Below are 25,692 nucleotides of genomic sequence, written 5' to 3' on the forward strand. Positions count from 1 at the left end.
CATGGCTGGAGTCCAGTCGCTACCTCAACATGGACCTGTTGATCGAACACAAAAAGGCACTCCTGGAAAAGTGTGGCTAATCGCTGCAAACGGCCGCCAAACACCATGAAAACCTTTTTGCACAACTTGACGCACACAACTTAAAACGTGCACACACCATAGATCTCCGCCAGGGGAACCAGCAATTCCTGCGAGATGTATTCCAGCACATCCGCGGGAAGATACCCGCAATGATGCTGGATGGCCTGAAGCAAGGGAATCAGAAACCCCCTTCTTCCCCTGAACGAGGCGACGATCTGTCGAACCCCCTCATCGACAGCCCCCGTTCCTCCAACCACCGCAGCCTGTGTTTCCATACTCTCGGACAGCTTTCGCTGCCCACACCCCCTCCCGTATTGTTATTGCGTTCACACAAATAAACATCCCACACAAAAAGACACTGTTTTCACAAAATGCCTCAAGAATTCTATCATGCCCCCGTGTCCTTGTCACGCAGAACGTTGCGCAATGTATTCGATGCACAAAGGGATGTATTTTCTCGAAATAAAATACAAAAGACTTCATGCCGAAATAAAGATCCCATTAAGTCTACTCCCTCCGAAGGACATTACACTCCGTCTCCGGTTTCCCCGGGAAGACAAAGCGGGGGCGACCTCGTCGATGAAGTCGCCCCAGCCTTGTCCTTCCGGGGAAAATTATTTTCTTGTAACACGTCTCTTTTCGATAGAAGGATGGGTCTTTGCGTCAGGTCTCATCTGTCCCGTCGTTCACTTCCACGGCGGCTCGACGGCTCGTCGCTCCTCCCACCATTTCCGGAATGCCGCAAACGCTGCGACGACCCTCTCCGCGCACTCCGGTGTGAGTGCATCGTCGAAATCGAAGGAGACGCCGCTTACGGAAAGCATCCATGCTTCGCGGAGAGGATGCCCGAGTTCCTCCGCAAGACGCAGAATCCATCCCGGGCCGAAGGAATGGATATTCAGCGATTCCGAGCCGCCGTCCGGAACGACAGGAACGAATATGTATCCCGCCTCGGAGAATGCCACGGAAGCATCGACGAAGAGTACCATCTCCGCACCGGCCAGATCCGCCGCAACCTCGGGAAGAAGCTGATGATCCAGGTGAAGCATCACCGTTTCTCCCCGCCCCTCCAGCCAGGTCGCGACCTGTGGCGCCAGGACATGCCCTACTCCATCGTCCTGACGAAAGGGATTTCCGTAACCTATGACATGCACGCGCACCGCAAAACACCTCGCTTCGCCACCACGCTACGGACATTCTCCGGAAAGGAACAGGCACGCCCGTCCCCAGCACACACGCCCCGCGAACGCCTACCATACCACCCGAAAGAGGCGAAGGGGCCGAACGGCCCCTTCGCCTCCGAACAGATCACGGACGGAACGCGGTGTTCTTCTCCGATCCCTGGGATCAGGATCGTTCCTGGTCCGAGAGCAGAACACCCTTGGCATCGAACACCTGGAGTCGCAGGGGCATCTTCCCCACCGCATGGGTGGAGCAGGAAAGGCACGGATCATAGCAGCGAATCACGTGCTCCATGCGGTTCATGATTCCTTCCGTGACCTTGCCATCCCTGATGTAGTCCCTGGCCACAAGTTCCACGCCCTTGTTCATGGCGAAATTGTTGTGCCCCGTGGCGACGATGAGGTTTACCCTCGTGATGGCCCCCCGCTCGTCCACCTCGTAATGGTGGATGAGCGTCCCCCGGGGCGCCTCGATGACACCGATTCCCTCGGGATAGAGTTCCCGGGAATGCACACGGAGATCGCTTCCCATAATGTCTTCGTCGTCGAGAAGTTCCTCGATCCGCTCCAGCCCGTAGAGGGTTTCGATGAGCCGGGCATAGTGGTAATACATGGTGTAGTGCACCACGCCGTCCTCGGTGAGCTTCCGGAAAGCCGCCAGCTCCGCCGATGCCTCGGGAGTGGCGATGTCGTCGCAGGCGTTGACACGCCCCAGGGGACCGACGCGGTAGCTGCCGTTGGGATACCCCAACCCGCGGTAGAAGGGGAATTTGAGATAACTCCAGGCCTCCACGTGTTCACCGATGTGGTCGAGGTACTCCCAGTCGGGGAACTCGTCGATGATGCGCCCTCTGGGACCGCGGAAACGGATGTCCCCGTCGTAGAGTTCGAGAAAGCCTCCGTTCACCAGGCCCAGAAAGGCCGTTTCGAGGGTGGCGAACCGTTTCGCCTCCTCACCCTTTTCGGCGAGATAGTTCTTGATCAGGTCCAGGGCTTCCCGGACGATGGCCTTCATTGCGGGAAGATCTCTGACGATCTCGTCGCGCTCGTCCTGCCGGAGACTTCTGTTCACTCCTCCGGGGATGCTGTGCCAGGGGTGCACTTTCTTGCCGCCAAGGGTCTTGATGATCTCCTGACCGAACTTGCGCAGCGAAATCCCCTTGACTGCCAGCTCGGGAAACTGCCTGGCCAGGCCGACAACGTTGCGGATGGCCGGATCCGCATCGAACCCGAAGAGCAGATCCGGACTGGACAGGTGGAAAAAGGAAAGCGCGTGGGACTGGACGAACTGTCCCATGTGCATGAGTTCCCGAAGCTTGTGGGCGCTCGGCGTGATCTCCACGCCGAGAATGGCATCGCAGGCCTTGGCCGCCGCCAGGTGGTGACTTACGGGGCAGATGCCGCAGATGCGGGGGGTAATGACCGGCATTTCCCGGAAATCACGCCCCTTGGAAAAAACCTCGAAGCCCCGGAACTGGGTGACGTGGAAGCGTGCGTCCCGGACCTGCCCCGCTTCGTCGAGGTGGACAGTGATCTTGCCGTGTCCCTCGATGCGGGTCACCGGATTGATTTCGATCTTGCGCGCCGTGGTCATGCTCTTCGCCCTCCTCCTAGTCGTACCGCATCATGTTCGCGGGAACCTTGGGCACTCGCCCTTCGAGGATCTCCTGGAAGACCCAGAGGATGGTGTCCGCGTCGGGAGGGCATCCCGGAATGTAGACGTCGCATTTCACCACATGGTCGATGGGGATAGCCTTGGGCAACAGCGCCGGAAGATCTTCCCCGGGGATGATCTTTCCCGGGTTCACGGTGCTTTTCGTGTCCGTGTAGGCTTCTTCCAGGACCTTCTCGGGGGGGAGGAAATTCCGCATGCAGTTGATACCCCCGAAGACGGCGCAATCACCCCATCCGACGAGGATCTTGCAACGTTCCCGCATTTCCTTGGCGAGATGGACTTCTTCCTCGTTGCCCAGAGCACCATCGATGACGCCCACGTCCACCTGGGGAATTTCCTTGCCGTCCACCACGGGCGAGTAGAGGATATCCACTTTCTCGATCAGATCGGCGAGGCGCTCGTCGATGTCGAGGAAGGACATGTGACACCCCGCGCACGCCTCAAGCCATACCGTTGCGACTTTTGCCTTCGCCATTGCCGCCACCTCCTACTTCAGAACCATCTGTGCCGCCGACGGCGCCACCCGGGATGCGAACACCGCTTCGCAGGGCGGGACGGCGGGGCGTTCGATGGAGATGCCCAGATCCTTGGCGAGATCGTCGAGAACGGTGGACAGCCCTCGGACCTCCCCCTTGGGCGGAACGATCACGTTGAGCCGGCGCCGCTCGCCTTCGATGGTGCAGTAGTGACCGCTTCGCTCGTACCACGCGGGAGCGGGCAGGAGCACATCCGCCATGTTCACCAGGGGATGGACGACATAGGGCGTCTGCACCACCACGAAGCGCGTCCGGAAGATCGACGCAAGCGTCGTCTCGTCCTCGGGGATGAGTCCCGTGGAGAAGACATAGAGAAACTCCAGGTCCTCCTTGCCGAGCCAGCTCTCGGAGGCGCACACCGTGTTCGCCGCGCCAAGGCTGTTGCCGCTTGTCACGAGAGGAACCACACCGAGGCCGTCGTCGAAGAAAGCTCTGCTCGCGATGGCTACGTTTACCGCCGCCGTAACCGTATCGGGATTCTTCGCTGCGCAACCGCCGAGAACGAAAACAGGCTTTTTCGCCTGTATGAGGCAGGCGGCGATCTCCTCCACGACTTTCGGATCCGTTCCTGCGATGGTCGCACACTGCGCCAGGGATTCCCGGTAGGGCTCAAGGGCCTCTCGGGCTGTTCCTGTATCGCTCTCAGAAAGGTGCAGTGAAGCGATGGTTTGCGCCAGGGCGTTGAGAAACTCGGGTCTGATGGCCTTCCCAGGCATGGTTACATGCACGTCCGTGATCCCTTTGAACGGATCCTCACCACAGGAGATGTTCAGCAGTTTCGCGCCATCCCGAAGGACCGCCACGCGGACGTAACTGGCCACGACGGGAGCTTCCTCCTGGGGATCGGCGCACACCGTGACAATGCAATCGCTGTCCAGAATGTGATGCGCCGCCGTGAAGGGGCGGACACCCTGAACGCGGAAGGGATCAAGCCCCTTGATGAACCCACGGAGCACGTCGCCGTCGAAGGTATCCACTTTCTCCATCTTGAGCCCACTCCGGAAGAGGCCGGAGAAGAGGGACAGCTCCTCGTCCGTACACAGGCTGGACAGCAACGCTCCCGCCTTGCCCCGTTCATAGGCAGGCTTGAATTTCGCCGCCACGAAACTCAGCGCTTCGTCCCAGGAGGCCTCGCGATAGCCCGCACCGTCCCGGATCATGGGGACCGTCACGCGATCCCGTTCCGTGGACTGGGGGAGCCACCAGCGTCCCTTGTGGCAGAGCTGCCCTCCGTCGGGCTCTTCCGTGCCGAGCCCTTCCACGCGGGTGATGCTGCCGGTCCGGACATAGGCCTTGAACCGGCACCCCACAGAGCAGAGCGGGCAGACGCTTTCCACCGCGTCATCGCACTGGCTCCGTTTGCCACGATAGGCGAACTCGCGGAGCGTGATGGTCCCCGTAGGGCAGACCTGGGCACAGGCACCGCAGCTCACACAGGTATCGCTCTCACCGAGCTTCTTTCCCAGATCGGCCACCACCGTGGCGTTCCAGCCCCGCTTCTGAAGATCCAGGGTGTGGGCGCCTACCTTCTCCGCGCAGACACGGATGCAGCGAAGACAAAGAATACAACGGTTGTGGTCCAACTGAATCTCCGGGTGCGTCGCGTCGTTGGAGAAATCCGCGTAGAGATAGGGGTAGCGCACCGAATCCATGCCGTGCTCAATGGCATGGCGCTGCAGCTCGCAGTCGCCACTCTGGGAGCAGTACATGCAGAAATGATTCCGACCGGCGAAGAGAAGTTCCAACACCTGCTTTCGGTAGTTGAACAGCTTCTCCGTTGTGGTGTGCACCACCATGCCATCTTGGGCGGGTGTGGTGCAGGACGTGAGGAGTTTGGGGTTTTTCTCCACCTCCACCACGCACATACGGCACGCACCGATGGGGGTGAGGCCCTTGAGATAGCACATGGTGGGAATGGTCACCTCGTTCTTCTGAGCCACCTCCAGGATGGTCTCGCCCGCCACGCCGCTACACTGTTTTCCGTCTATGGTAAGGATGATCTCCTTCATTGCGTCTCCCTCCGTCACGAGTGCCGTTCCGTCTTCGGCAACGGTCCGTCAGCTCTTCGTCACCGCGGAGAAGGGACAGACCTCGAAGCAGGAACCGCACTTGATGCAGCGGTTCTGATCGATCACGTAGGGTGTCTGTCGATCTCCGGCAATGCAATCCACAGGGCACTTTTTCGCGCACAACCCGCATTTGCGACATTTTTCCCTGTCGATGGCGTAGGTGATGAGTTTAGTACAGGCCAAGGCAGGGCATTTCCTGTCCCGAATGTGCGCCTCGTACTCGTGCCGGAAGTAGCGCAGTGTGGTGAGCACCGGATTCGGCGCGGTCTGACCGAGTCCGCAGAGGGACATGTCCTTCACCATGTGGGCGAGTTCCTCCAGGGTCGTCAAATCCTCCATGGTGCCCTCGCCGGCAGTGATCTTTTCAAGGAGGAGGAGCATCTGTTTCGTGCCCTCTCTGCAGGGAACGCACTTGCCGCAGGATTCCCGCTGGGTGAATTCCAGGAAGAACTTGGCCACATCCACCATGCAGGTTTCCTCGTCCATGACGACAAGCCCGCCCGACCCCATGATGGCCCCCGCCGCCGTGAGCGACTCGTAATCCACGGGAAGGTCGAGGTGTTCCTCGGTGAGACAGCCGCCGGAGGGACCTCCGATCTGGACGGCCTTGAACTTCTTGTCGTTGATGATGCCGCCGCCGAGCTCGAAGACGATCTCACGAATGCTGATGCCCATGGGCACCTCGACCAGGCCGGTGTGTTTCACTTTTCCGGTAAGGGCGAAAACCTTGGTCCCCTTGGACTTCTCCGTGCCGATGGCGGCGTACCAGGCGCCGCCGTTGCGGATGATGGCCGGAACATTGGCCCAGGTCTCCACGTTGTTGATGTTCGAGGGCTTTCCCCAGAGTCCCCGGTTCGCCGGGAAGGGGGGACGGGGACGGGGCATGCCCCGCTCCCCTTCGATGGAGGCCATGAGCGCCGTCTCCTCGCCGCAGACGAAGGCCCCCGCGCCTTCCTTCACATGAAGATGGAAGGAGAAGGACGTGTCCAGAATGCGCTCCCCCAGCAGGCCGTATTCCTCGGCCTGGCCGATGGCGCGATTGAGGCGCTTGATGGCAAGGGGGTATTCGGCCCGGCAATAGATGTACCCCTCGTCGGCTCCCATGGCATAGGCGCCGAGCATCATCCCCTCGATGACCGCATGGGGATCTCCCTCAAGGATGGAACGGTCCATGAAGGCGCCGGGGTCTCCCTCGTCGGCGTTGCAGATGGTGTACTTTTTCGTCCCCGCCGCCTTGCGGCAGAACTCCCACTTGAGTCCCGTGGGAAACCCGCCGCCGCCTCGCCCGCGAAGGCCCGAGGTCTTCACTTCCTGGAGCACGTCCTCGGGAGACATTTCCTTCACGGCCTTGGCGAGAGCCTGATAGCCGTCCCTGGCGATATACTCCTCGATGTTGTCGGGGTTGATGTAGCCGCAGTTGTGGAGAGCGATGCGCTCCTGCTTGCTGTAGAAGGGAATGTCCTTGTAGTGGGGAACCTTCTCGATGCTTCCGGAGAGGGAGTAGAGAAGTCGCTCCACGATGCGTCCCTTGTAGAGATGTTCCTCCACGATCTCCGCCACATCTCCGATCTCGACACGGCAGTAGAACGTCCCCTCGGGATAGACCACCACGATGGGTCCCATCTCGCACATACCGTGACACCCCGTCTGGACCACCATGACCTCCCGGTCCAGCTTCCTCTTCGCCAATTCCTCTTTAAACGCGCTCATCACCTCGCGGGCGCCGCTCGAAACGCAACCCGTCCCGCCACAGATGAGAACGTGCGCACGATACACTGCCATGGTGTCAGCCCCCCTGCTCTACCCGATCGGGTGTGGAAGAAACGGGTTCAGTCCGCTCTGCCGATGACTTTTTCCTCGACGACGTTGCCGTTCACGAGATGTTCGGCAACGATGCGCGGCACGTCGGCGGCGGAGAGATTGCCGTAGGTGATGCGCGGTTCACCGGGGCGGATGATGTCGAGAAGCGGCTCCTGCTGGCACATGCCGATGCACCCCGTGGTCTCCACGGAGACGTCCTTCAATCCCCGTTTGTCCAGTTCGGCGAGGACCGCCTGCATGACCTCCCGTGCGCCCGCGGCAATGCCGCACGTCCCCATGCCGACGATGACGCGGACCTTGCCCTTAGATCGGGCGGATGTGAGATCGCTCGCCTGTTCCTTGATCCTTCGAAGATCCTCAAGACTCGTTACTTTGGGCACAAACCTCACCTCCCGTTCTCATCTCTTCAAGTCCCTCTTGAATGAAATCCCGTAACCACGACGCCACCGGAGGCGTACGCATCAGTTCGGGATCTTCGACAATCTCGAGAATTTCCTTTTGATCCACTTCAAAGGAACGCTCCCCGCAGGAAAAACGGAACACCCACCGGATACCGGGATATCCCGCAAATAAAGTCACTACCGTGGCAGGAAGATCTCCCAAGGGTGGACAATCAATCCATCCTGCCCGAAAAACGGCGCGCAGACAGGTACCAGAGCCGGGAACGGACTCGATGGAAAAACTGCCTCCCGCAAGTTCCGCCGCCTGTTTGAGAAAGGGAATACCCAGTCCCACCCGTCGTGTCGTTCGCGACGTGACGAAAGGATCCGTCACGCGGCGCACCATCTCCGCATCCATCCCCCTTCCGTCGTCCCGAATCTCAAGCACACGAAATCCCAGATCGTCCTCCTCGACAAGGAGTACATCGACACGGGAGGCACCTGCGGCAACGCTGTTCTCGGCAATGTCGAGAATGTGCTGGGAGAGATCGTCAAGCATGGCGTGCGAACCTTCGCCGCTCCTTATTCGTACCGGGCGATCACGTCGCCGAGCTTGTCCGCCGTAAGCCTTCCGTGGGTGTCGTCGTCCACCATGAAGACCGGTGCGAGGCCGCAGGCACCGAGACACGCAACGGGCTCCAGCGTGAAACGAAGATCCTCCGTCGTTCCGTTTTCCTCGACGGAGAGCATTTCCTTGAGTTTCTGCATGAGCTGAAGGCTCCCCCGCACATGACAGGCCGTACCCCGACAGACCCGAATGACATGTCGCCCTCTCGGCTTGAGGTGAAACTGGGCATAGAAAGTGACCACTCCGTACAGCTCTGCCGTGGGAATTTTGAGTTCCTCCGAGATGGCCTGAAGTGCCTCGGAGGGCACATATCCGAACTCCCGCTGCACTGTCTGCAACACGGGGATAACCCCTCCCTTTCGGTCCTTCCAGGGCAGAACGAGTTCCCTGGTTTTGGACGCGATATCCTTCGTCTCCACAGGCATATGCATTCCTCCTCCATCGTCACCGACAGTCCGGACATTTGCACATTCGGAATCCGGGACACCGTCCCCCCGATCGGGGCTCCCTATGGCGACACTCTCCGGAAGGCACTCCCGGCACTGCGCCCAGGCTCATAGCTTTCCCCCGCTCAAAACATGCGAAAAATTCACTTTACACACAGACAAAAACACATCTCCCCGAGTCCTTCTCGGTTTCCAGAAAACAGAACAAAGGGAGTCGTGCAACATTCGACGAAGGGGCAAAGACCAGAAAAAATCAGAAAGAGATACCCTAAACCCCAAGCAACATAACATTTCAGAGTATACCATAGGAAGCCCGGAGAAGCTGTTGACCATAATTGACCATATACACTGTTTTTATTTCGTTTGTTTTTATCTCGTGAACCCATCCGGAAGATCCCGGATCCTGCGTTGGGGTATTCTCTTCCTGCAACTGGTATAATCCAGGCGAAGACCGCCCGGCATCATACATGCCGCGGAAACGAGGTGGATTCCATGTGGCAGGGACGCCTTCCCCGGGACATCCTCCGGGACACCCGAGAAAGTTATGTGACCCGGAAAGCGAGCCACCTTCGGGCTGAAGTACCGGGGGGGGTCGTGGATTGTGCCCTGGGAACGAATCCTCTCGGCGTCCCCGATTCCGTACGAGCTTTTCTCGCCTCTCCTCAGAACTGGGATCCTGGATGCTATCCTCCTCCGGACCTCGTTTCTCTCCGGGAAGCCATCGCGGAGTACCTTGGCGACTCCGGTGTCACGAGAGAACACATCGTCCTCGGTCACGGCTCCTTCGGCGTTCTCCTCACGCTTCTGCGAATTCTTCTCCCTCCGGGTTCCTTACTCGGCGGGGTTTCTCCCCAGTTCACCGACGTTCCTCTCCAGGCGATGCTCAACAATGTCCGGTACCACCCGCTGGTCCTGCATCCGCCACTTTTCGAGGCGCATCTCGACGCGTGGCTCCGTGCCGCACGAGGACGTCCCCACGTCCTCTACGTAGATCGCCCCCACAATCCGACGGGTCAAACGCTCACTCTGGCGGAACTCGAGCATTTGAGCCACGCCTGCGCAAAGGGAGGGAGCTGGCTTCTCGTGGACGAGGCCTACGGGGACTATCTCCCCCGCGATGAATGGGCGACTCGACTCACTCTCCCCAATGTGATCGTGGTCCGCTCCTTCTCCAAGGCATGGGGGCTCGCGGGAATGCGGGTCGGATACGGTGTGACACGCCATCCGGAACTCCTGGAACTTTTCCGGAAAGTGCACCCTCCCTTCCCGGTGAATACCCTCGGGGCGCTTCTTGCCCGGGAGGCGCTTTCCGATCCGTTTTTCCTCGAACGAACGAAAACTTACGTCCTCGTGACGAAGAAACGCCTCATGGAGTTTTTCCGAAAGCACTCCTTCCTCCGGATGGCCGCGACGGATCCCCGAACGCCCATCCTGCTCCTTTCCGGAAGCCGGGGAAATTTGGCGACTCTTTTGGGAGAACAGGGCATTGCGGGCGAATCAGGGGAAGGATACATGCACCTGGACGAGCGATATGTCCGCCTTCGTATTCCCTCTCCGGAATTTCTCGAACGCTTTCTGGAACGCCTCGACGCCCTCAAATCCGGGGGTGTCCCGTCGCTCCTTGACGAAACACCCATCAGTCCGCTCTGAGGGAGGGAGGTCTCCATGCGTTGCGTCTGTATCCACGCTCATTTTTATCAACCACCCCGAGAGGACCCCTGGCTCGACGAGGTACTCTCCGACTCCTCGGCTACCCCCTATCATGACTGGAACGCCCGCATCAACGCGGAATGCTACCGCCCGAATCGGGCGGCGCGGCTTACCGACGAAAACGGGCGCATCGTCAGCATCGTGAACAATTACCGTTATCTGAGCTTCAACGTCGGCCCAACGCTGCACCGCTGGATGGCGCGTCACGACCACGTCCTGGCCACGCGAATCCGCACGTCCGACGAGGAGGCAGCCCGGGAATTCGGTGCCGGCAACGCCATCGCCCAGGGCTACAATCATATGATTCTTCCCCTCGCCTCCGCCCGGGACAAACGCACACAGGTCCACTGGGGAGCGGTGGATTTCCGGAGCCGCTTCGGGAGAAATCCCGTGGGAATGTGGCTTCCGGAAACGGCGGTGGACACGGCGACCCTGGAGGAATTGGCGGCGGCGGGCATCGCCTTCACCATCCTCGCCCCCTGGCAATGCGCCTCCGTGCGTTCTCCCTCGGGAGAGAGTCGAAAAACTCCCGGTGGGACAGGGCTCGATACCAGTCGCCCCTATCGCGTCGTCCTCCCCTCGGGGAAGAGCATTGTGGTGGTGTTCTACTCGGCGGACATAGCCCGGGACATCGCTTTCGGGGGACTCCTGGACAATGGGGACCGCCTCGCCGAAGCCCTTTTGCGAAGTGTCCCCGACGATGGAGAACCCCGCCTTGTGGTGATCGCCACGGACGGTGAGAGTTACGGGCACCACCATCGTTTCGGCGAGATGGCCCTAGCAAGAGCCTTTCAGGTTCTTTCCTCCTCAAGAGACGTGAATTTGGGCAACATCGACGCCTTTCTTGCCCGACACCCCGCAACGTGGGAGGCCGCCATCGCCGAGAACACCTCCTGGTCCTGCGCCCACGGTGTGGAGCGCTGGCGGAGCGACTGCGGATGCCATACCGGCGGAGAGCATGGCTGGCATCAACGATGGCGAGGACCGCTGCGACACGCTCTGGATCGCCTCCGGGAAAAACTGGACGATGCTTTCGAGGCGCACCTGGCACCGTTCACGCAGGAACCCTGGACGTTACGAAACGAGGCGATCTCTCTTCACCTGGATCAGGGTGAAGAGGATCCCGAGACGTTTCTTGCGGCACGTTTCGGAAGATCCCTTCGGGAGGAGGATGCCGAAAAAATCCTTCTCCTTCTGGAGGCACAGCGCATGGGGATGTTCATGTACACCTCCTGCGGCTGGTTCTTCAACGACCTTGCCGGCATCGAAACCGCGCAGATTCTGGCCTACGCGTACCGGGCGCTGGAACTTCTCCGGGAAGCGGGCGGCCCCGATCTGGAAGAGACCTTCCGAAACGACCTCCGGAAAGCCGAGGGCAACCGTCCCGAACTGCCCCGAGGCGACGTCGTCCTCGACCGGCTCGTACTCCCAGCCCGGCGCTCTCTTCAGGACGTGGCGACTCAGGCGGCACTGCTCGGCGCTTCTTCGTCCTACTACGCCTTCACGGTAGACCAAACATCGCACGTCATCAGCGGAGGCGATCTGTTCCTGCGGCTTTCCGACCTCTCCGTGGAGGATCGCCGCACCACCCGCCGGTGGCAAGGGAGCGCCTGCGTCCTTTCCTCGGGGGGATTGGGCGACGTATGCCGCCTCCGGGAGAATGAGCTGCCCCCCCTTCGCCCCTTCAAAAAGCTTTTTTACGAGGGGGATCTCCTGGAACTCTCCCGCCACATGGAGGACAACTTCCCCCTCGGTCCCTGGAAGCTGGGCATTCTCCCCCAGGATGACCGGGAAATGGTTGCCCGGGAGCGCTCCATTGAGGCGGAGGAACGCTGGTCCGAACAAACCACGGAGATCACCGACGAATCGAAACGCCTGCTGGTACAGCTCCACAGCATCGGCGTCAGCGCACCTCCGTTTCTCCGGGCCGCGGCGGAACTGTCCTTCCGTTCCCGTCTCCAGGAACTCGTGGAGGCAAGCCCGACCGTTCTCGATCTCCTCTCCGAGAATTCCCCACTGGAGGCGCTTCTTGAGGAGGCACATTCCATGGGGCTCGAACCGGAGCTGTCGGTGCTGGCACCACACCTCGCCCGGGAGCTGCACGACGCACTTCGGGCACAACGAAGCGTCGAGGAGGAAGCCGTCCTGCGGCGCGTTCTCGCCTCTCTGGAGCGCATCCGGGAACTCCGCATCACCCTCGATCTCTGGCGCATTCAGAACGAAATGTGGCGCCTGCTCGAATCGGAAAAGGAACGAACATCAGGTACACTCCTCAACCTCGCGGCATTTCTCGGATTCGCCGTTCCGGAATCATCGCGAACGATGCCCGGATGATCCGAGCGTGGTATAACTGTACAGAGACGAGTTCATCAGTGAAGGGGGAACGAACATGTCCGTCATGGTGCACGGGAAAAACGTCGGGCAAAGTTTACGCAGGATGTTGGAGAATGATCCTGCCTTCCGTACCGTGGCCTACTTTTCCATGGAAATCGGCATCCATCATCAGATTCCGACCTACTCGGGAGGACTCGGCGTCCTCGCGGGAGACACGCTCAAGAGCGCCGCGGATCTCGGTGTTCCCCTGGTAGGGATCACGCTTCTGTACAAAAAGGGCTATTTCAACCAGACGTTCAACAGCGAAGGATGGCAGCAGGAGTCCCCGGTGGAATGGCAGCCGGAACAATTCCTCCAGCTCCTTCCCAACGAAGTCTCCGTCATGATCGAGGGGCGTTCCCTGCACATCCGCGCCTGGGTGCACGACTTCATCGGCCAGGGAGGATACCCCGTCCCCATCTATTTCCTCGACACGGATTTCGACGCGAACAGCCCCGACGACAGGGCCTTCACGTGGCACCTCTACGGAGGCGACCAGCGCTACCGCCTGATCCAGGAGATCATTCTCGGCGTGGGGGGCTTGCGTATTCTCCGCGATCTCGGCTACGACAACATCAAAACTTTTCACCTCAATGAAGGACATGCGGGATTCCTCACCCTGGAACTGCTCCGGGAAATGGGTTACGAAAACTTCCAGAAGGTGCGCGATCAGGTGGTCTTCACCACCCACACACCCGTTCCCGCAGGACACGACCACTTCCCCTACGAACTCGTGGACCGCGTCATGGACCCCATTTTCAGCGGGCGGCTCCGGCGCATGCTCGGCGAGAACGGCGTCTCCATGACGGAGCTGGGACTCCGCTACAGCCGTTTCACCAACGGGGTGTCGGTCAAGCACGCCGAAGTGAGCCGTCGCATGTTCAACACCTCCAAGGTGGACGCCATCACCAACGGTGTCCATTCCCTCACCTGGACATCCACGGGAATGCGCCGCCTCTTCGACCGTGAGATACCTGGCTGGAGCAACGACCCCTCCAGGCTCACCCAGGCGCTCAAGCTCTCCGACGAGGACATCTGGAAGGCTCATCAGGCGGCGAAGATGAAACTCCTCGCCAAGATCCTGGAGGACACGGGGCGGGAACTCGACCCGGACGTGCTCACCATCGGCTTTGCCCGCCGGGCCGCGACCTATAAGCGGGCCGACCTGCTCTTCTCCGACATGAAGAAACTCCTGGACGCCTGTGCGGGACAGGTGCAGTTCATCTTCGCAGGGAAAGCACATCCCCAGGACGAAGGCGGCAAGGCGGTCATCCAGCAGATCATCCGGGCATCGAAGGAGATCGGAGCCGCTCTGCCCATCGTCTACCTGGAAAACTACGATATGTCCGTCGCGGGACTCCTCACCGAGGGCGTGGACCTGTGGCTGAACAATCCCAAGCGCCCCCGGGAGGCATCGGGAACGAGCGGCATGAAGTGCACCCACAACGGCGTGATGAACCTTTCCGTTCTCGACGGCTGGTGGATCGAGGGATGGGTTGAGGACGTCACGGGCTGGTCCATCGGTCCCGAACCCGCCGAGGCGGACCTCATCGACTACGACGAGATGGAGGACGCGGTGGATCTTTACGCGAAGCTGCGGGAGAAGGTCCTTCCTACCTACTATCAGCACCGGGAACGATGGGTCTCCATGATGAAATCTTCCATTGCCCTCAACGCCAGCTACTTCAACACACATCGAATGGTGAAGGACTACTGCGAAAAAGCCTACGGCATCGTCTTCCGGGGGCTTTGATCATGAAGTGCCCTCGGGTTCTCCACGTAGCCTCCGAAATGGCGCCTCTCGTCAAGCTCGGCGGATTGGGGGACGTGGTGGGCTCCCTTCCTGCGGCACTCCGGGAGGTCGGCGTGGACGCCCGCATCGTGCTCCCCGCCTATCCCGGCATGTTCGAGCGTCTGGAGGCCCAGAATCTTTCCTGCACGCCCACCGGGAAAAGTGTGCATGTCGCCCTTGACTGGCGTGTGTACAGCGCTCCTCTGTGGGAGACATCGGTGAACAACACACCGGTGTACCTGCTCGAACAACCGGAACTCTTCTCAGACTCGGAAGTCTATCCCCGGGAGACGACACCGCTGGCCACGCTGCCCTTCGCGTTCCTCTCTCTCGCCGCGCTGGAAGTCCCCGGAGCACTGGAATGGACTCCGGACATTCTCCACGTGCACGACTGGCCCGGCGCGCTGGTGCCCGCCGCTCTCAAGTGGCACCGCCATTACCGAAACAGACGGGACGACTACGATACGGTCCTCACCATTCACAATCTGGCCCACCAGTGGATTACAACGCCGAACGCACTGAACATCTGGGGCTTCGTCAAGGAAAGTTTCACCATCGAGGGCATCGAGTTCTACGGCGGCCTCAACGCGCTCAAGGGAGGCATCCTTGCCGCGGACGCCATCACCACCGTCAGCCCCCGCTATTCCTGGGAAATCCAGACCCTCCAGGGGGGCATGGGACTCGACGGTGTTCTCGCAAGCTGTCGGGGAAAAATCCAGGGGATTCTCAACGGCCTCGACTACACCGTCTGGAGCCCCGAGACGGACCCGCTGCTTCCCGCTCCATACCGTGTCGGAGATCTCAGCGGAAAAACCCTCTGCCGCAAGGCACTCCTTCAGGCATGCGGCTGGGAGGAAAACGACCGTCCCCTGCTCGTCTTCGTCGGACGCCTGGTGGAACAAAAGGGGGTGGACATCCTCCTCGCCGCCATGGAAGACCTCCTCTCGCTCGGAACGAGGGTGCTCATCCTCGGAAGCGGGCACCCCATCTACGAGCGTGCCCTGCAGGAAGAATCCCGCCGGTATCAGGACCTCCTCCATGTTCATGCGGGGTACGACGAAACGCTGGCGCATCTTCTCTATGCGGGCGGCGACATGCTCCTCATGCCGTCCCTTTTCGAACCCTGCGGCCTCTCCCAACTCATCGCCCTCCGTTACGGAACGGTTCCTCTTGTCCGTGCCGTCGGGGGACTCGCGGACACCATCATCGACGTGGACGGCTCCCCCGACGGAAACGGTTTCCTCTTCAGCGACTACACCCCGCACGAACTCCGTCGCGTGGTCGAACGGGCACTGTCGCACTGGCATGATAGAGAACAGTGGAAAATCATCGTCCGTCACGGCATGGAACAGGATTTTTCCTGGAAGCACTCCGCAGAGACATACAAGGCCCTGTACCTGAGACTTCTGGGGAACTGACGGTCGATACATTCCTCGCGGAACTGCCGCGACCGCATTTCCGAAAAGAAAAAATCGTCGGGAACGTCGCCTTTTCGAATGTTCAACCACGTTCCCGCCACCATGCGAGACACCCCGCAGGGGCCGTCCCGCATGGTGGTGGTTGCGTGGAGAGAGTTTTCTGTCCCAGCGGAGCAAAGGCGAGGTCACGTATCGCCTGCAACGTCTCACAAGAGGAGGGTGAGCATCCATGATTTACGGGAAATACGGTCGCGTTCTGGGCATCGTTCTCGCCGGAGGCAAAGGAGAACGTCTCATGCCCCTCACCAAGTACCGCGCAAAGCCGGCGGTTCCTTTCGCGGCGAAATACCGCATCATCGACTTCGCGCTTTCGAACCTTGTGAACAGCGGACTTTACTCCATCTACGTCCTCGTCCAGTTTCGGAGCCAATCTCTCAACGAGCATATCGAGCGGGGATGGCAGTTCGGCGGAGCCATGCGAGGGCGGGATTTCTTCATCACCAGCGTTCCGGCCCAAATGTGGACAGGCGAGCACTGGTACGAGGGCACTGCCGATGCGGTCTTCCAGAATCTGCATCTCGCAACCATGTACGACGCGGACCATGTGTGCATCTTCGCCGCGGACCACATCTACAAGATGGACGTGGAACAGATGCTGCAGTTCCACGTGGACAACCGAGCGGACGTGACCGTGGCGGCAAACGTTGTTCCCACCTCCGAGGCCTGGCAGTTCGGCTGCATCGACGTGGACGACACGAACAAGATCATCAATTTTGTGGAAAAACCGAAGAATCCTCCTCAGATCCCTGGGCGCCCCGGTTTCAGCTACGTCTCCATGGGCAATTACATCTTCGAGCGCGAGGCCTTGGAAGAGGCGCTCATCGAGGATGCCCGGGACTCCCAAAGCACCCACGACTTCGGCAAGGACATTCTTCCCAGAATTTTCGGCCTGTGTCGCATGATGGCCTACGATTTTCCGACCAACATCATTCCCGGAAACGACCGCCCCTATTGGAAGGACGTGGGAACCATCGACGCCTATTGGCAGGCCCATATGGACCTGCTACAACACCCCTCCCAGCTCACGCTCTTCAATCCTCACTGGCCGATTCGTACCGTTTCCTACGCGGATCCGCCGGGCTTCACCTACCCCGTGAAAGGGCAGCATTGTTCCGTCGTGGGGGCCCTCCGGGCGGAGGGAAGCCGTGTCCTCGGGGCCACCGTTCATTTTTCGGTCCTCTCCAGGAACTGTATCATCCATCCCGGAGCCGTGCTGGAAGAATGCATCATCGGCCAGAACGTGGTCATCGGAGAGGGATGTAAACTGCGGCGAACCATCGTGGACGCACACAACACCCTTCCCCCGAACACCGTGATCGGCTATGATCGACAGACCGATGCGGAACGCTACCACCTGGACGAGAAATCGGGAATCGTGGTGGTGGGAATGCCCAGCATCAAGCTCCGCCACGCCGTTGACATACCGATCCAAGGCATGGGAGAATCCGTGCCGCCCCGAATCGGCTCTTTCTGATTTTTTTCGGAGGGGGCCTCTTCCCGAAAAACGGGGAAAATTCTGAAGACAAGTGGAGGTCAGGCTCATGGCAAAGAAAAAGGCTTCTCTGGAAGAACTGCTGGAAGCCATGTACGACGAGGAAAATCCTCAGAAGGTGGAGAATCTGGCCTCGCAGATCCTTGCCGTTTCTCCGGAGAACCCCGAGGCACTGTTCATGCTCGCCGATCTGACCGAGGATGTCGAGGAGTCGGTCGGGTTCACGGAAAGAGCCGTCGCGGAACTTCGGCGCCTCGTGGAGAAAAACCCCGACGACGAGGAACTTTCTCTCTTTCTGACTGAGGGTCTTCAGCGGCTCGGCTTTGCTTACATTTTCGACGAGAACGGCGGGAAGGCGCTCGAAACGGCGGAGGCTCTTCTGGAGAGAGGCACGGAGGAGAACGACGGTGCTTATTGGGCGCGGGCCGTTCGCTACATCGGCTTGCTGCAGACGGGCCAGTATTCGACCGTTCTTGAGGAGGTTCTGGCGGACAGCGAGAAAACTCCTTTCTCCGCGCACGCACAGGCCATTGCGACGCTGGAACTCGCAGGCTCCGGAAGGGAAAGTCATCAGGCCCTCCTTGAAGCTTTCCGGGTCGCCCCGAACCTGCCCTTCTACCTCCTCGATTATTGGGACGCTCCCGACTCCGACGAAGACGACGAGGACACGCTGCTCGAGTTCTCCGCCGCCACCCTGCTCCATCCCGTATGGGTCCAGACGGAGGAGCGCATCATGGCGCTGTCCACGGCGACGACCTTTTTCGGCTATCTTACGGATAGACTCCCCGAAGACGTTTTGGAGGAAATCCGAACCGAACTGGCCCAAACCCCTGTCTTTCCCGTACTCGAGATGGGACGGAGCCAGATCGAGGCGGCCTGCGGCGGTGACGACGCGGACTGGGAGACGCTGGATCAGACCGCGCTGGACATACTCTCACGCATGGAAGAACTCTCCGAATAGCACACGCTCCGGAGAAGGAAGGGTAGCTCCGGCAAAGGTAGCGCGTGCGAATGTCACTTGCAGCGGAACGCCTGGAAGCGGTGAAATCCCCTCCAGGCGTTCCTTGAGCCGGTTCACGACGACAGCACATCCCTCCGCAGGAGTGTGCGGGAGGACGAGTAACAGTGTCGCCTCATCGGATCGCGCAGCCACATCCACTGTGCGGATGCATTGGCCGACGATTCCGGCGATCATCCGAAGCGCATCGAAAAATGAGGATTCGCCTCCGGCCTCCCGGATCGCCTCGACGTTACCCAATGCAACACGCACGAAAGAGACCGGGAACTCGTATCGTCTCGCCTTGTCCAGCTCCTGCTGCAGAAAGCGCTGCACTCCTCCTCGCGAGAGCAACCCCGTTGTCCTGTCTCGATCATTGACGAGAGACATGCCGGTGATCACTCGGTAGCGTTCCGCCGTGGAGGCGAAAACCGGCAGAAGCGCTCGAAGAGGATTTCCGCTCAGCCTGGCGAACACGCCTTCTCTTTCGGAGAGCCCCAGAAGGACCATAGGAGCGCTTCCCACCAGAAGCGTTCCCGCGAAAAGAGACCCCACGCCCTGTCGCTGCAAAAGCTCTTTTCTGGCCCCTTCGGCGGAGGAGACCCAGGGAAGCCACCACTGCCCGCCTTCCTCGACGGCAAGATCACCAAGAAAGGCACCGCTGCACTCCCCGTCCTCGAAAAGCGCCTCCACAAAGGCGAGAGCCCAGTCCATCCCTCCCGGAAGAAGGGCATTCTCCTCCGAAAAAAGCAATGTCCATCGCTCCTCCTGAGGAATCCACTGGAAAATTCCCGCCCAATCCACTCCGAGCATCTCCGTCACTGCGGAAAGGAGCGGCGAAAAAACTTCCCGAACGGTGTAATTCCGGAGGGCGGAAGCCGTCGCCGCCTCCAGTTTTTCCATGCGTCGAACGACGACACGATCCGAGTAGTCCGGAAGAATCGCCAGAACACCCCCCTCGGGATGACGGAAAACGGCCGCATCAAAAATACGCTCCCCCGGAATCGCCTCCCAAAAGCGACGGCTCCATCCGTTTCGAACAAGACACTCTCGGAACGTCTCCGGAGAAAAAGGTCTGTTCTCCAAACCGAATACCGCCGAGAGGGTTCCGGGAAGCTCCCGTGGAACTCCCACCTGTTCCCCGAAGGCCCGGTTGACACACCGCACGAGGAACGCTTCCTCCCGACAGTTGCCGAGAAGCATGGGAACGGGAACGAGATCGAACATCTCGTGTCCTCCCGGTAGCAGAAGATCCAGCAATTCTTCATCGGATCGATTCATTTCCCGGTCTCCTTTCCCCTCATTGGGCTGCGCCAGAGCGTTTCGTAACATCTTCGGCAGGCTCGCCTCGTCAATGTTATACTACATTCCGAGGTTTCCAGCCTCGAAGAAAGGACGTGTTGCGAACATGAAACGACCGAAGACACTCCAAACGGCACTGTTCCTTCTCTGCTTCACCTTCCTGGCCTTCACGCAGGGAATCGCCCGGGCGGCGACTCCCGAAGCCAGAATCGCCGACAGCGCAAAGATCCTCCGGGAAATGGCGAAACAGAACGATGCCTCCACCATGGCGGATCTTATCCGCGACGCCAAGGGCATCGCCATCTTCCCCTCCGTCGTGAAGGCGGGCTTCGTCCTCGGCGGGCGTTACGGAGAAGGCCTGCTCCTCAAGAGGGATCCCCAGAGCGGCAACTGGTACGGCCCGAGTTTCCTCACCATCGCCGGAGCTTCCTGGGGAATCCAGATCGGCATCCAGTCCACCGCACTGGTGCTCGTCATCACCAACGACCGGGGCATGCAAGGTTTCATGGGGGACAATGTCACCCTGGGAGGGGATCTCGCCGTGGCGGCGGGACCCGTCGGACGCAGCGCCCAGGCAGCGACGGATTCCAGGCTGAAGGCATCCATCTACAGCTATTCCATGAGCAAAGGGCTTTTCGCAGGCCTCTCCCTGGAGGGTGCCGTGGTCGACACGGACCAGGACGCAAACAAGGCCTACTGGAAAAAAGAGATGTCCCCGCAGCAGATCCTCGCCCGCCGCGCCACGGATCAGCGCATGGCCCCCCTCACGAGGGAGATTGCAAACATCCTCAAAAAGAAATAGCGTCACGCCCTACCTAATCCGCCCTCTCCCGGGGATGCGAAAAGACCGGACGGTCCTTCCACACCCCCAGGAGGGGGACGATGTCTGTTCTGTCTATGTCACAGCAGAAGCGAATGTCCTCTTCCAGGCCGAGACGTCGCAGAATTTCCGCGTGGTCTGCCTCCGCCACGGCATCGTGGAACCGATCTTCCCCCAGGTTCCGCCACAGGGCCAGGGCCATCCGGACTCCGTCACCGCATGAGAGAGCACGCTCTTCCGGATGCATTCCTTCTTCCAGAAGGCGCCGTACAAGAAGCCCCGCGCACAGGGCGTCATCCAATGCACTCCGGCCATGACGTCCCGCACAGAAGATACCGATACGCTTTCCCCTGCGCAGCGCCTCTTTCGCAGCAGCTCGGGCGTTCCGGGCACAGGCGGCGTACACGGGATGCCCTGTCGCTGCACACCGAAGCAACGCCTCCGTTCCGTTCGTCGTGGTGAAGAGCAGACGCATCCCCGTCGAACCCGAGAGCATTTCCCGGGGTGAATTTCCTCTGTGGAATCCATCGGGAGGCACGCCCCCCCGTTCTCCCGCCAAAAGCCATTGATGCCCCCAGGTCTTCCGGAGTTCCAAGGCCTCCTCCACGGTTCGGAGTGGCGTGAGCGATGCTCCTCCACCGTCGAAAAAGGCCACGATGGACGTAGTGGCCCGAAGAATATCCACCACGAGCCACACATCCGCAGGAGGAAGCGGTTCTCCCGGAGAGAGCACGACATCGATGCGTTCCATGGTCTCTTCCTTTCTCCACAGAGAGCGGCACTCTTCACAACGACCATGCCCGACGCAACCCTCCGTACCGGTCTGCAAACAACCTTCTCACGAAACGCGTCTTCTTTCAGAGCCCTCCCACCGTACCCGGCACCGTAAATTTCCAGAAAATCCCCGGCTCACGCATCGGAGTGGTGTTCTTCTGCGGAAGGGAGCACTTCGCGCATCAACGCCCGGAGGGACGCCATCTGCCGCCGACAGGCTCACCCAGGAAAGACTGTCGTGCGTAGAGCTGCTTTCGGGAGTCGCCGATATCAACTTCCCTCGTGGCAGTCAATTCGGGGGCTGGTCATCTCTTTCACCGCGGCACGCATCCCGTGAAAGAGACCGGAACATTCCACATCTCTTTCTTGTCACGGAGAGGACGAGGCGACGACCTCCACCTCCACGGAGTCGGGAATATTCTCCGCGTCGGCGACGGAAATGCGATGTTTCCCCGGCGCGAGAGACCAGAAAAGCTGCCCCCCAGGCTCCTGTCGTGCGAAAAATTCTCCGTTCACGAACCAGTAGAGAACGGTGTCGCCGCCTTCGGCAAGAAGCGGAATTTTCTGTTCTCCCGCACCGGAAACGAGCACATAGCGCTTCCCGCCCCCCGGCGACGTGATGGAGAGCCGGAATGTCCGTCTCTCCGCGTCTCCCCGTGGGCGTCCACCCGTTTCGTATCCCCGAAGTTCCAGCGGCCATTGCGTCACGGGCACGCCGTTTCGAAGCACATGGAGGGGACAGCGCCCGCCCGGGGAGACGCCATCGATATGCCATTCCCGGTAGGTTCGCTCGCAAGCGCTCCCCGGAGCAAGCCCGGAGAGCGCACACACCTCACGAAGCTCCACGCCGGAAGGAGGCTCGAACCATTTCGGCCCGGGGAGTCCCGGAACCCGGCGGAGCATTTGCAATGCCACGGGCGTCGCCGCCCGGAGCCCTACAAGGCCGTCTCTGGGCGTGCCTCCCGTGTCTCCAAGCCAGATCACGACGGTATAGCGAGGTGAATAGGCCGCCGTCCAGGCATCCCGAAATCCGTAGGAGGTACCCGTCTTGAACGCGACCCACCGCCCGTCCTCTCCATACTGCTGTTCCGCCAGAGAAGAGAGCCGACCTCCCGGGTCCCGGAGACATTCCGCAACGAGAAAAGCCGCTCTGGGATCCACCACCGTATCGCTCCGGGAAGAACTCGCCGCCGTCTCTTCCTGAACTTCCACCCACCGCAAGGGTAACAGGCGTCCACCTCCGGCAAGGGCTGCATAAGCCCGGGCGAGTTCGAGGAGCGTCACCTCGCAGCCCCCCAGGACAAGGGCATCCCCATAGGCGGAGGCATCGCGGTGGAGGTTTGCGAATCCGAAACGCCGGAGAAACGACAGGAACGACGCGGTCCCGACCGTACGGAGCACTCGGACCGCCGGTGCGTTGAGCGATTCCGCCAGAGCGGTGCGGGCGCTCACGGGTCCTCGATAGAGGCGATCGAAATTGCGGGGAGATTCACCCCGGAAACCGAGGGGCGTGTCTGCGAGAAGGGATCCCGGCCCGAGCAGTCCCTCCTGAAACGCCAGAGCGTAGAGAAACGGCTTGAGCGTGGATCCTGGGGAACGCAACGCCTCACCGCAGTCCACCCATCCGGCTCCGCGCTCTTCGCCCCACCTGGCGTTTCCCACATAAGCCCGAACGGCACGGGAGGAGTTCTCCACAAGAATTCCGGCGGCACTCACCGACGGAGGAAACGCACCCAGGGCCTCGTGCAGGAGACGTTCCATGTGACGCTGGAGACCCAGATCAAGAGTCGACCGAAATACCGTCGTGTCCGGTGCGGCGAGCGCCCGTATCCGGTCCGCCGCGTGGGCGGCCACGGGAAGGAAGGGATAGAGCCGCCCCGTCACGGGTTCCGCCAGGGCGACGGAAAGTTCCGTGGAGGTGAGCACTCCCCGTTCGGCAAGGAGCGTGAGAAGGAGATCTCTTCTTTTCCGCGCTCCCTGCGGGTTTTTGTCCGGACGGAGCGCGCTGGGGCTCTTCAGGAGTCCCACCAGGAGAGCCGCCTCTCCCACGGAGAGATGACGGGAACTCTTGCCGAAATAAAGCAGGGACGCGGCCTCCACACCCCGGATGTTCCCTCCGAAGGGGGCCTTATTCAGGTACAGTTCGAGAATCTCTTTCTTGGAAAAGCGCCGTTCGAGACGAAGCGCCTGAAAAAACTCCTCCGCCTTGGCGCGCATGGTCCTCGGCCTCGGCACGGTGAGCCGCACCAGTTGGCTCGTGATGGTGGACGCACCGGAGATGACCCGCCCCTCGTGGATATTCCCCGCGAGAGCCCGGAAAATCGCGACCAGGTCCACCCCGGGATGGGAAAAGAAACGCCGGTCCTCCACTTGGACAGCCACCTTGGGCAACCACGTCCCCATGGCATCCAGAGAGACGGGAAAACTCCAGGCACCGTCCGGGGCAAGGTAGGCCCGAAGCATACGTCCTTCCCTGTCGAAGACCACAGGCGACGCGGGACATTCACGCAGCGCCTCCGGATCGGCAGGAGGAACCGCCTTCCACAGGAAGACGATTCCTCCTGCAAGCGTCAGCAGCAGGGCGGCAAGGAAAATGCCAACGGACCTCCACCGTGTTCGGGAGGCTCTCTCTTCGCTCATGGTATCCGCCTTCTCTTCCGGTCAGACCAGAATCGACCGCCTGCGTTCACTCCACATGGACCATCCCTGCGGGGCCAATGGCCCGTACCGCCGGATCGTACATGGCCTCCACGGCGGCGGGAGGAAGGACAAAGCCCCCTCTGCTCACGGCACGAACCTGATAGACGTAACGAAAGGCTTTTTTCTCCGCAAGCCGGTTCACGAAGAGGAGAAGGCGGTCGTCCCGAACTTCCTCCCTGACCCTGGCGTCCTGTTCTCCCTCGGCACCCGCGGTAAGGCGGGGATTCTCGATCTCGAAGCATCCCGGAAGGAGGTCCGCCACCACCAGATCGGTCACGGTTCGTTCGGGCAGTATTTCCAGCTGTACCTGCAGCAGATCCCCCTGCCGTATTTCCGCATCCTTCGCAAGGGGAGTTCCGCTCCTGTCGAGGAACGTTCGCTTGATCGAAATCCCTTGGGAAACGGGCTTCGGCATCTCCAGGGGAACTCCGTCCACGACCCAGGCGTAATACACGGTTCCCTCGCCGCTGCAGGAAAGACGCAGCGGAAGGTCGAGCCCGTCCTCCTCGGAGAGCACCAGGCGCTCTCCCTGTCGCACTTCGCCGAGAAGCCGCCCCTCCTCGTTCTGAATTCGGGCCGTGAAGGGGTGCCTCGCCCTCCCGGTACCATCGAGATAGGCCCCCAGAGCGAGGACCGCGAAGGCGTTTTCCTGGGTTCCGTACCAGGTTCCCCCCGTGCGGGCCGCGAGTAGTTTTTCCGCAAGAAGAGGAATCTCCGGCGCGGTGGTGTCGATCTGGAGCCACATCAACAGCGCGAGCGCGCTGTCCCGGACTCCCGAATCAAGCGTTTCCGTGCCGCTTGGGGGTGTCTCCACGGAGACAGCGGTCTGACCGAGCAGGTTCCGGGCGGTCTCCTTCTGGCCGGAGAGTGCATAGGCGCCGGCCAGGAAAAGGCGGCCCGCAGCACGGAGCTGCTCCGTCCGTTCCCGGAGATGTTCCATCCACGCCAAGGGGGGTTCCCCCGCCAGGGCAAGCACATATGCACCGTAGGCCTTGGCGGTATAGGCGTTCAGCACATCCTCGTCCGTTCCTCCCGGCAATGCCGGAAGAAGCCGCCGCACGAAGGAAAGCGCAAAGCCGAGGGATTCTTCGGAAAGAGGAACTCCTTGTTTTTTCGCGGCGACGAGGAAATGCACCGCGTACACGCCGGACCAGTCCGTTCCCTCGGCGCTCCCCGGCCACAGACTGAATCCGCCGTCCCACCGCTGCAGGGACATGATTCGCCGCACCCGTTCGTCGAGAAGGCGCCTCCGTTCCGCTTCGTTCGCCAGAAGAGGATCCACTTCGGCGACGATGGAGGGGAGTGCCAACAGGGGCCATGCGCTGGAGACGGTCTGTTCGAGACAGCCGTAGGGATAGGTATCGAGATAGCGCAGCACACCGGCGAGATCCACTCCGGGAGCGCCGGAGAGAACCAGTCTGCTCCGAACCGTTCCGG

At 60.6% G+C, this 25,692-nt stretch carries 20 protein-coding genes; 7 read left to right on the forward strand and 13 right to left on the reverse strand.

Annotation, left to right across the window (positions count from 1 at the left end):
* Positions 1 to 140: 140 nt before the first annotated feature.
* The 9 genes from Q1K49_RS11305 to nuoE all read right to left on the reverse strand — a co-directional run bounded on the left by Q1K49_RS11305 (position 141) and on the right by nuoE (position 8,796).
* The gene (locus tag Q1K49_RS11305; protein ID WP_300526055.1) at positions 141 to 356 is read right to left on the reverse strand and encodes an NAD(P)H-dependent oxidoreductase subunit E; all 216 of its coding nucleotides are present in this window, start codon (positions 354 to 356) and stop codon (positions 141 to 143) included.
* Between the two features lie 411 nt (positions 357 to 767).
* On the reverse strand, positions 768 to 1,241 hold the full coding sequence (locus tag Q1K49_RS11310) for a hydrogenase maturation protease (protein WP_300526057.1): 474 nt from the start codon (positions 1,239 to 1,241) through the stop codon (positions 768 to 770).
* 187 nt (positions 1,242 to 1,428) lie between these two features.
* A complete protein-coding gene (locus Q1K49_RS11315) occupies positions 1,429 to 2,856 on the reverse strand; it encodes a Ni/Fe hydrogenase subunit alpha (RefSeq protein WP_300526059.1) in 1,428 nt (475 codons plus the stop codon).
* A 16-nt stretch (positions 2,857 to 2,872) separates the two neighbouring features.
* Positions 2,873 to 3,412, reverse strand: coding sequence for an NADP oxidoreductase (locus Q1K49_RS11320; RefSeq protein WP_300526061.1), 540 nt, complete (start codon positions 3,410 to 3,412; stop codon positions 2,873 to 2,875).
* A 12-nt stretch (positions 3,413 to 3,424) separates the two neighbouring features.
* On the reverse strand, positions 3,425 to 5,482 hold the full coding sequence (locus Q1K49_RS11325; protein WP_300526062.1) for a molybdopterin-dependent oxidoreductase: 2,058 nt from the start codon (positions 5,480 to 5,482) through the stop codon (positions 3,425 to 3,427).
* Positions 5,483 to 5,530: 48 nt separating this feature from the next.
* A complete protein-coding gene (gene nuoF, locus Q1K49_RS11330; RefSeq protein ID WP_300526063.1) occupies positions 5,531 to 7,324 on the reverse strand; it encodes an NADH-quinone oxidoreductase subunit NuoF in 1,794 nt (597 codons plus the stop codon).
* Positions 7,325 to 7,371: 47 nt separating this feature from the next.
* Entirely contained in the window at positions 7,372 to 7,743 is a 372-nt protein-coding gene (locus Q1K49_RS11335; RefSeq protein WP_029165459.1) for a (2Fe-2S) ferredoxin domain-containing protein, read from the reverse strand.
* Positions 7,721 to 8,302, reverse strand: a complete 582-nt coding sequence (locus Q1K49_RS11340) for an ATP-binding protein (protein WP_300526065.1) — start codon at positions 8,300 to 8,302, stop codon at positions 7,721 to 7,723. The genes Q1K49_RS11335 and Q1K49_RS11340 overlap by 23 nt, the downstream gene beginning before the upstream one ends.
* 23 nt (positions 8,303 to 8,325) lie before the next feature.
* Positions 8,326 to 8,796: an NADH-quinone oxidoreductase subunit NuoE gene (gene nuoE / locus Q1K49_RS11345; RefSeq protein WP_300526067.1), complete on the reverse strand. Its 471-nt coding sequence runs from the start codon at positions 8,794 to 8,796 to the stop codon at positions 8,326 to 8,328.
* A 513-nt stretch (positions 8,797 to 9,309) separates the two neighbouring features.
* On the opposite strand from nuoE, the gene Q1K49_RS11350 reads away from it, so the two are divergent.
* The 6 genes from Q1K49_RS11350 (at position 9,310) to Q1K49_RS11375 (ending at position 18,623) form a co-directional block, all read left to right on the forward strand.
* Positions 9,310 to 10,467, forward strand: coding sequence for a histidinol-phosphate transaminase (locus Q1K49_RS11350; RefSeq protein ID WP_300526069.1), 1,158 nt, complete (start codon positions 9,310 to 9,312; stop codon positions 10,465 to 10,467).
* Between the two features lie 15 nt (positions 10,468 to 10,482).
* Entirely contained in the window at positions 10,483 to 12,861 is a 2,379-nt protein-coding gene (locus Q1K49_RS11355; RefSeq protein WP_300526071.1) for a DUF3536 domain-containing protein, read from the forward strand.
* A gap of 55 nt (positions 12,862 to 12,916) precedes the next feature.
* A complete protein-coding gene (gene glgP, locus Q1K49_RS11360) occupies positions 12,917 to 14,653 on the forward strand; it encodes an alpha-glucan family phosphorylase (RefSeq protein ID WP_300526072.1) in 1,737 nt (578 codons plus the stop codon).
* Between the two features lie 2 nt (positions 14,654 to 14,655).
* The gene (gene glgA, locus Q1K49_RS11365; protein WP_300526074.1) at positions 14,656 to 16,110 is read left to right on the forward strand and encodes a glycogen synthase GlgA; all 1,455 of its coding nucleotides are present in this window, start codon (positions 14,656 to 14,658) and stop codon (positions 16,108 to 16,110) included.
* A 229-nt stretch (positions 16,111 to 16,339) separates the two neighbouring features.
* Positions 16,340 to 17,644 (forward strand): glucose-1-phosphate adenylyltransferase, encoded by a 1,305-nt coding sequence (glgC, locus tag Q1K49_RS11370; RefSeq protein WP_300526076.1) that lies wholly within the window; start codon positions 16,340 to 16,342, stop codon positions 17,642 to 17,644.
* Positions 17,645 to 17,711: 67 nt separating this feature from the next.
* Positions 17,712 to 18,623 (forward strand): hypothetical protein, encoded by a 912-nt coding sequence (locus Q1K49_RS11375; RefSeq protein ID WP_300526077.1) that lies wholly within the window; start codon positions 17,712 to 17,714, stop codon positions 18,621 to 18,623.
* Here the strand turns inward: Q1K49_RS11375 and Q1K49_RS11380 are convergent.
* Complete coding sequence (locus Q1K49_RS11380; RefSeq protein WP_300526078.1) at positions 18,597 to 19,940, reverse strand: diguanylate cyclase; 1,344 nt, start codon at positions 19,938 to 19,940, stop codon at positions 18,597 to 18,599. The two genes, Q1K49_RS11375 and Q1K49_RS11380, sit on opposite strands and share 27 nt — an antisense overlap.
* A gap of 127 nt (positions 19,941 to 20,067) precedes the next feature.
* Here Q1K49_RS11380 and Q1K49_RS11385 point away from each other — a divergent pair, with 127 nt between their 5' ends.
* On the forward strand, positions 20,068 to 20,763 hold the full coding sequence (locus Q1K49_RS11385) for a lipid-binding SYLF domain-containing protein (protein ID WP_300526080.1): 696 nt from the start codon (positions 20,068 to 20,070) through the stop codon (positions 20,761 to 20,763).
* 13 nt (positions 20,764 to 20,776) lie between these two features.
* Here the strand turns inward: Q1K49_RS11385 and Q1K49_RS11390 are convergent, their stop codons facing one another.
* From Q1K49_RS11390 to Q1K49_RS11400, 3 genes are all read right to left on the reverse strand, one after another.
* The gene (locus Q1K49_RS11390; protein WP_300526081.1) at positions 20,777 to 21,532 is read right to left on the reverse strand and encodes a 2-phosphosulfolactate phosphatase; all 756 of its coding nucleotides are present in this window, start codon (positions 21,530 to 21,532) and stop codon (positions 20,777 to 20,779) included.
* Between the two features lie 392 nt (positions 21,533 to 21,924).
* Positions 21,925 to 24,195: a penicillin-binding protein 1C gene (gene pbpC / locus Q1K49_RS11395; RefSeq protein WP_300526082.1), complete on the reverse strand. Its 2,271-nt coding sequence runs from the start codon at positions 24,193 to 24,195 to the stop codon at positions 21,925 to 21,927.
* A gap of 46 nt (positions 24,196 to 24,241) precedes the next feature.
* Positions 24,242 to 25,692 (reverse strand): hypothetical protein (locus Q1K49_RS11400; protein ID WP_300526084.1); only part of this gene is annotated, 1,451 nt, incomplete at its 5' end.

The organism is Aminiphilus sp. (assembly GCF_029975095.1).
Lineage (GTDB): Bacteria > Synergistota > Synergistia > Synergistales > Aminiphilaceae > Aminiphilus.

Coding starts and splice junctions, on each gene's coding strand:
- Q1K49_RS11305 (WP_300526055.1), bottom strand. CDS start 356: ATGGAAACACAGGCTGCGGTGGTTGGAGGAACGGGGGCTGTCGATGAG.
- Q1K49_RS11315 (WP_300526059.1), bottom strand. CDS start 2,856: ATGACCACGGCGCGCAAGATCGAAATCAATCCGGTGACCCGCATCGAG.
- Q1K49_RS11320 (WP_300526061.1), bottom strand. CDS start 3,412: ATGGCGAAGGCAAAAGTCGCAACGGTATGGCTTGAGGCGTGCGCGGGG.
- Q1K49_RS11325 (WP_300526062.1), bottom strand. CDS start 5,482: ATGAAGGAGATCATCCTTACCATAGACGGAAAACAGTGTAGCGGCGTG.
- nuoF (WP_300526063.1), bottom strand. CDS start 7,324: ATGGCAGTGTATCGTGCGCACGTTCTCATCTGTGGCGGGACGGGTTGC.
- Q1K49_RS11340 (WP_300526065.1), bottom strand. CDS start 8,302: ATGCTTGACGATCTCTCCCAGCACATTCTCGACATTGCCGAGAACAGC.
- nuoE (WP_300526067.1), bottom strand. CDS start 8,796: ATGCCTGTGGAGACGAAGGATATCGCGTCCAAAACCAGGGAACTCGTT.
- Q1K49_RS11350 (WP_300526069.1), top strand. CDS start 9,310: ATGTGGCAGGGACGCCTTCCCCGGGACATCCTCCGGGACACCCGAGAA.
- Q1K49_RS11355 (WP_300526071.1), top strand. CDS start 10,483: ATGCGTTGCGTCTGTATCCACGCTCATTTTTATCAACCACCCCGAGAG.
- glgP (WP_300526072.1), top strand. CDS start 12,917: ATGTCCGTCATGGTGCACGGGAAAAACGTCGGGCAAAGTTTACGCAGG.
- glgA (WP_300526074.1), top strand. CDS start 14,656: ATGAAGTGCCCTCGGGTTCTCCACGTAGCCTCCGAAATGGCGCCTCTC.
- glgC (WP_300526076.1), top strand. CDS start 16,340: ATGATTTACGGGAAATACGGTCGCGTTCTGGGCATCGTTCTCGCCGGA.
- Q1K49_RS11375 (WP_300526077.1), top strand. CDS start 17,712: ATGGCAAAGAAAAAGGCTTCTCTGGAAGAACTGCTGGAAGCCATGTAC.
- Q1K49_RS11380 (WP_300526078.1), bottom strand. CDS start 19,940: ATGAATCGATCCGATGAAGAATTGCTGGATCTTCTGCTACCGGGAGGA.
- Q1K49_RS11385 (WP_300526080.1), top strand. CDS start 20,068: ATGAAACGACCGAAGACACTCCAAACGGCACTGTTCCTTCTCTGCTTC.
- Q1K49_RS11390 (WP_300526081.1), bottom strand. CDS start 21,532: ATGGAACGCATCGATGTCGTGCTCTCTCCGGGAGAACCGCTTCCTCCT.
- pbpC (WP_300526082.1), bottom strand. CDS start 24,195: ATGAGCGAAGAGAGAGCCTCCCGAACACGGTGGAGGTCCGTTGGCATT.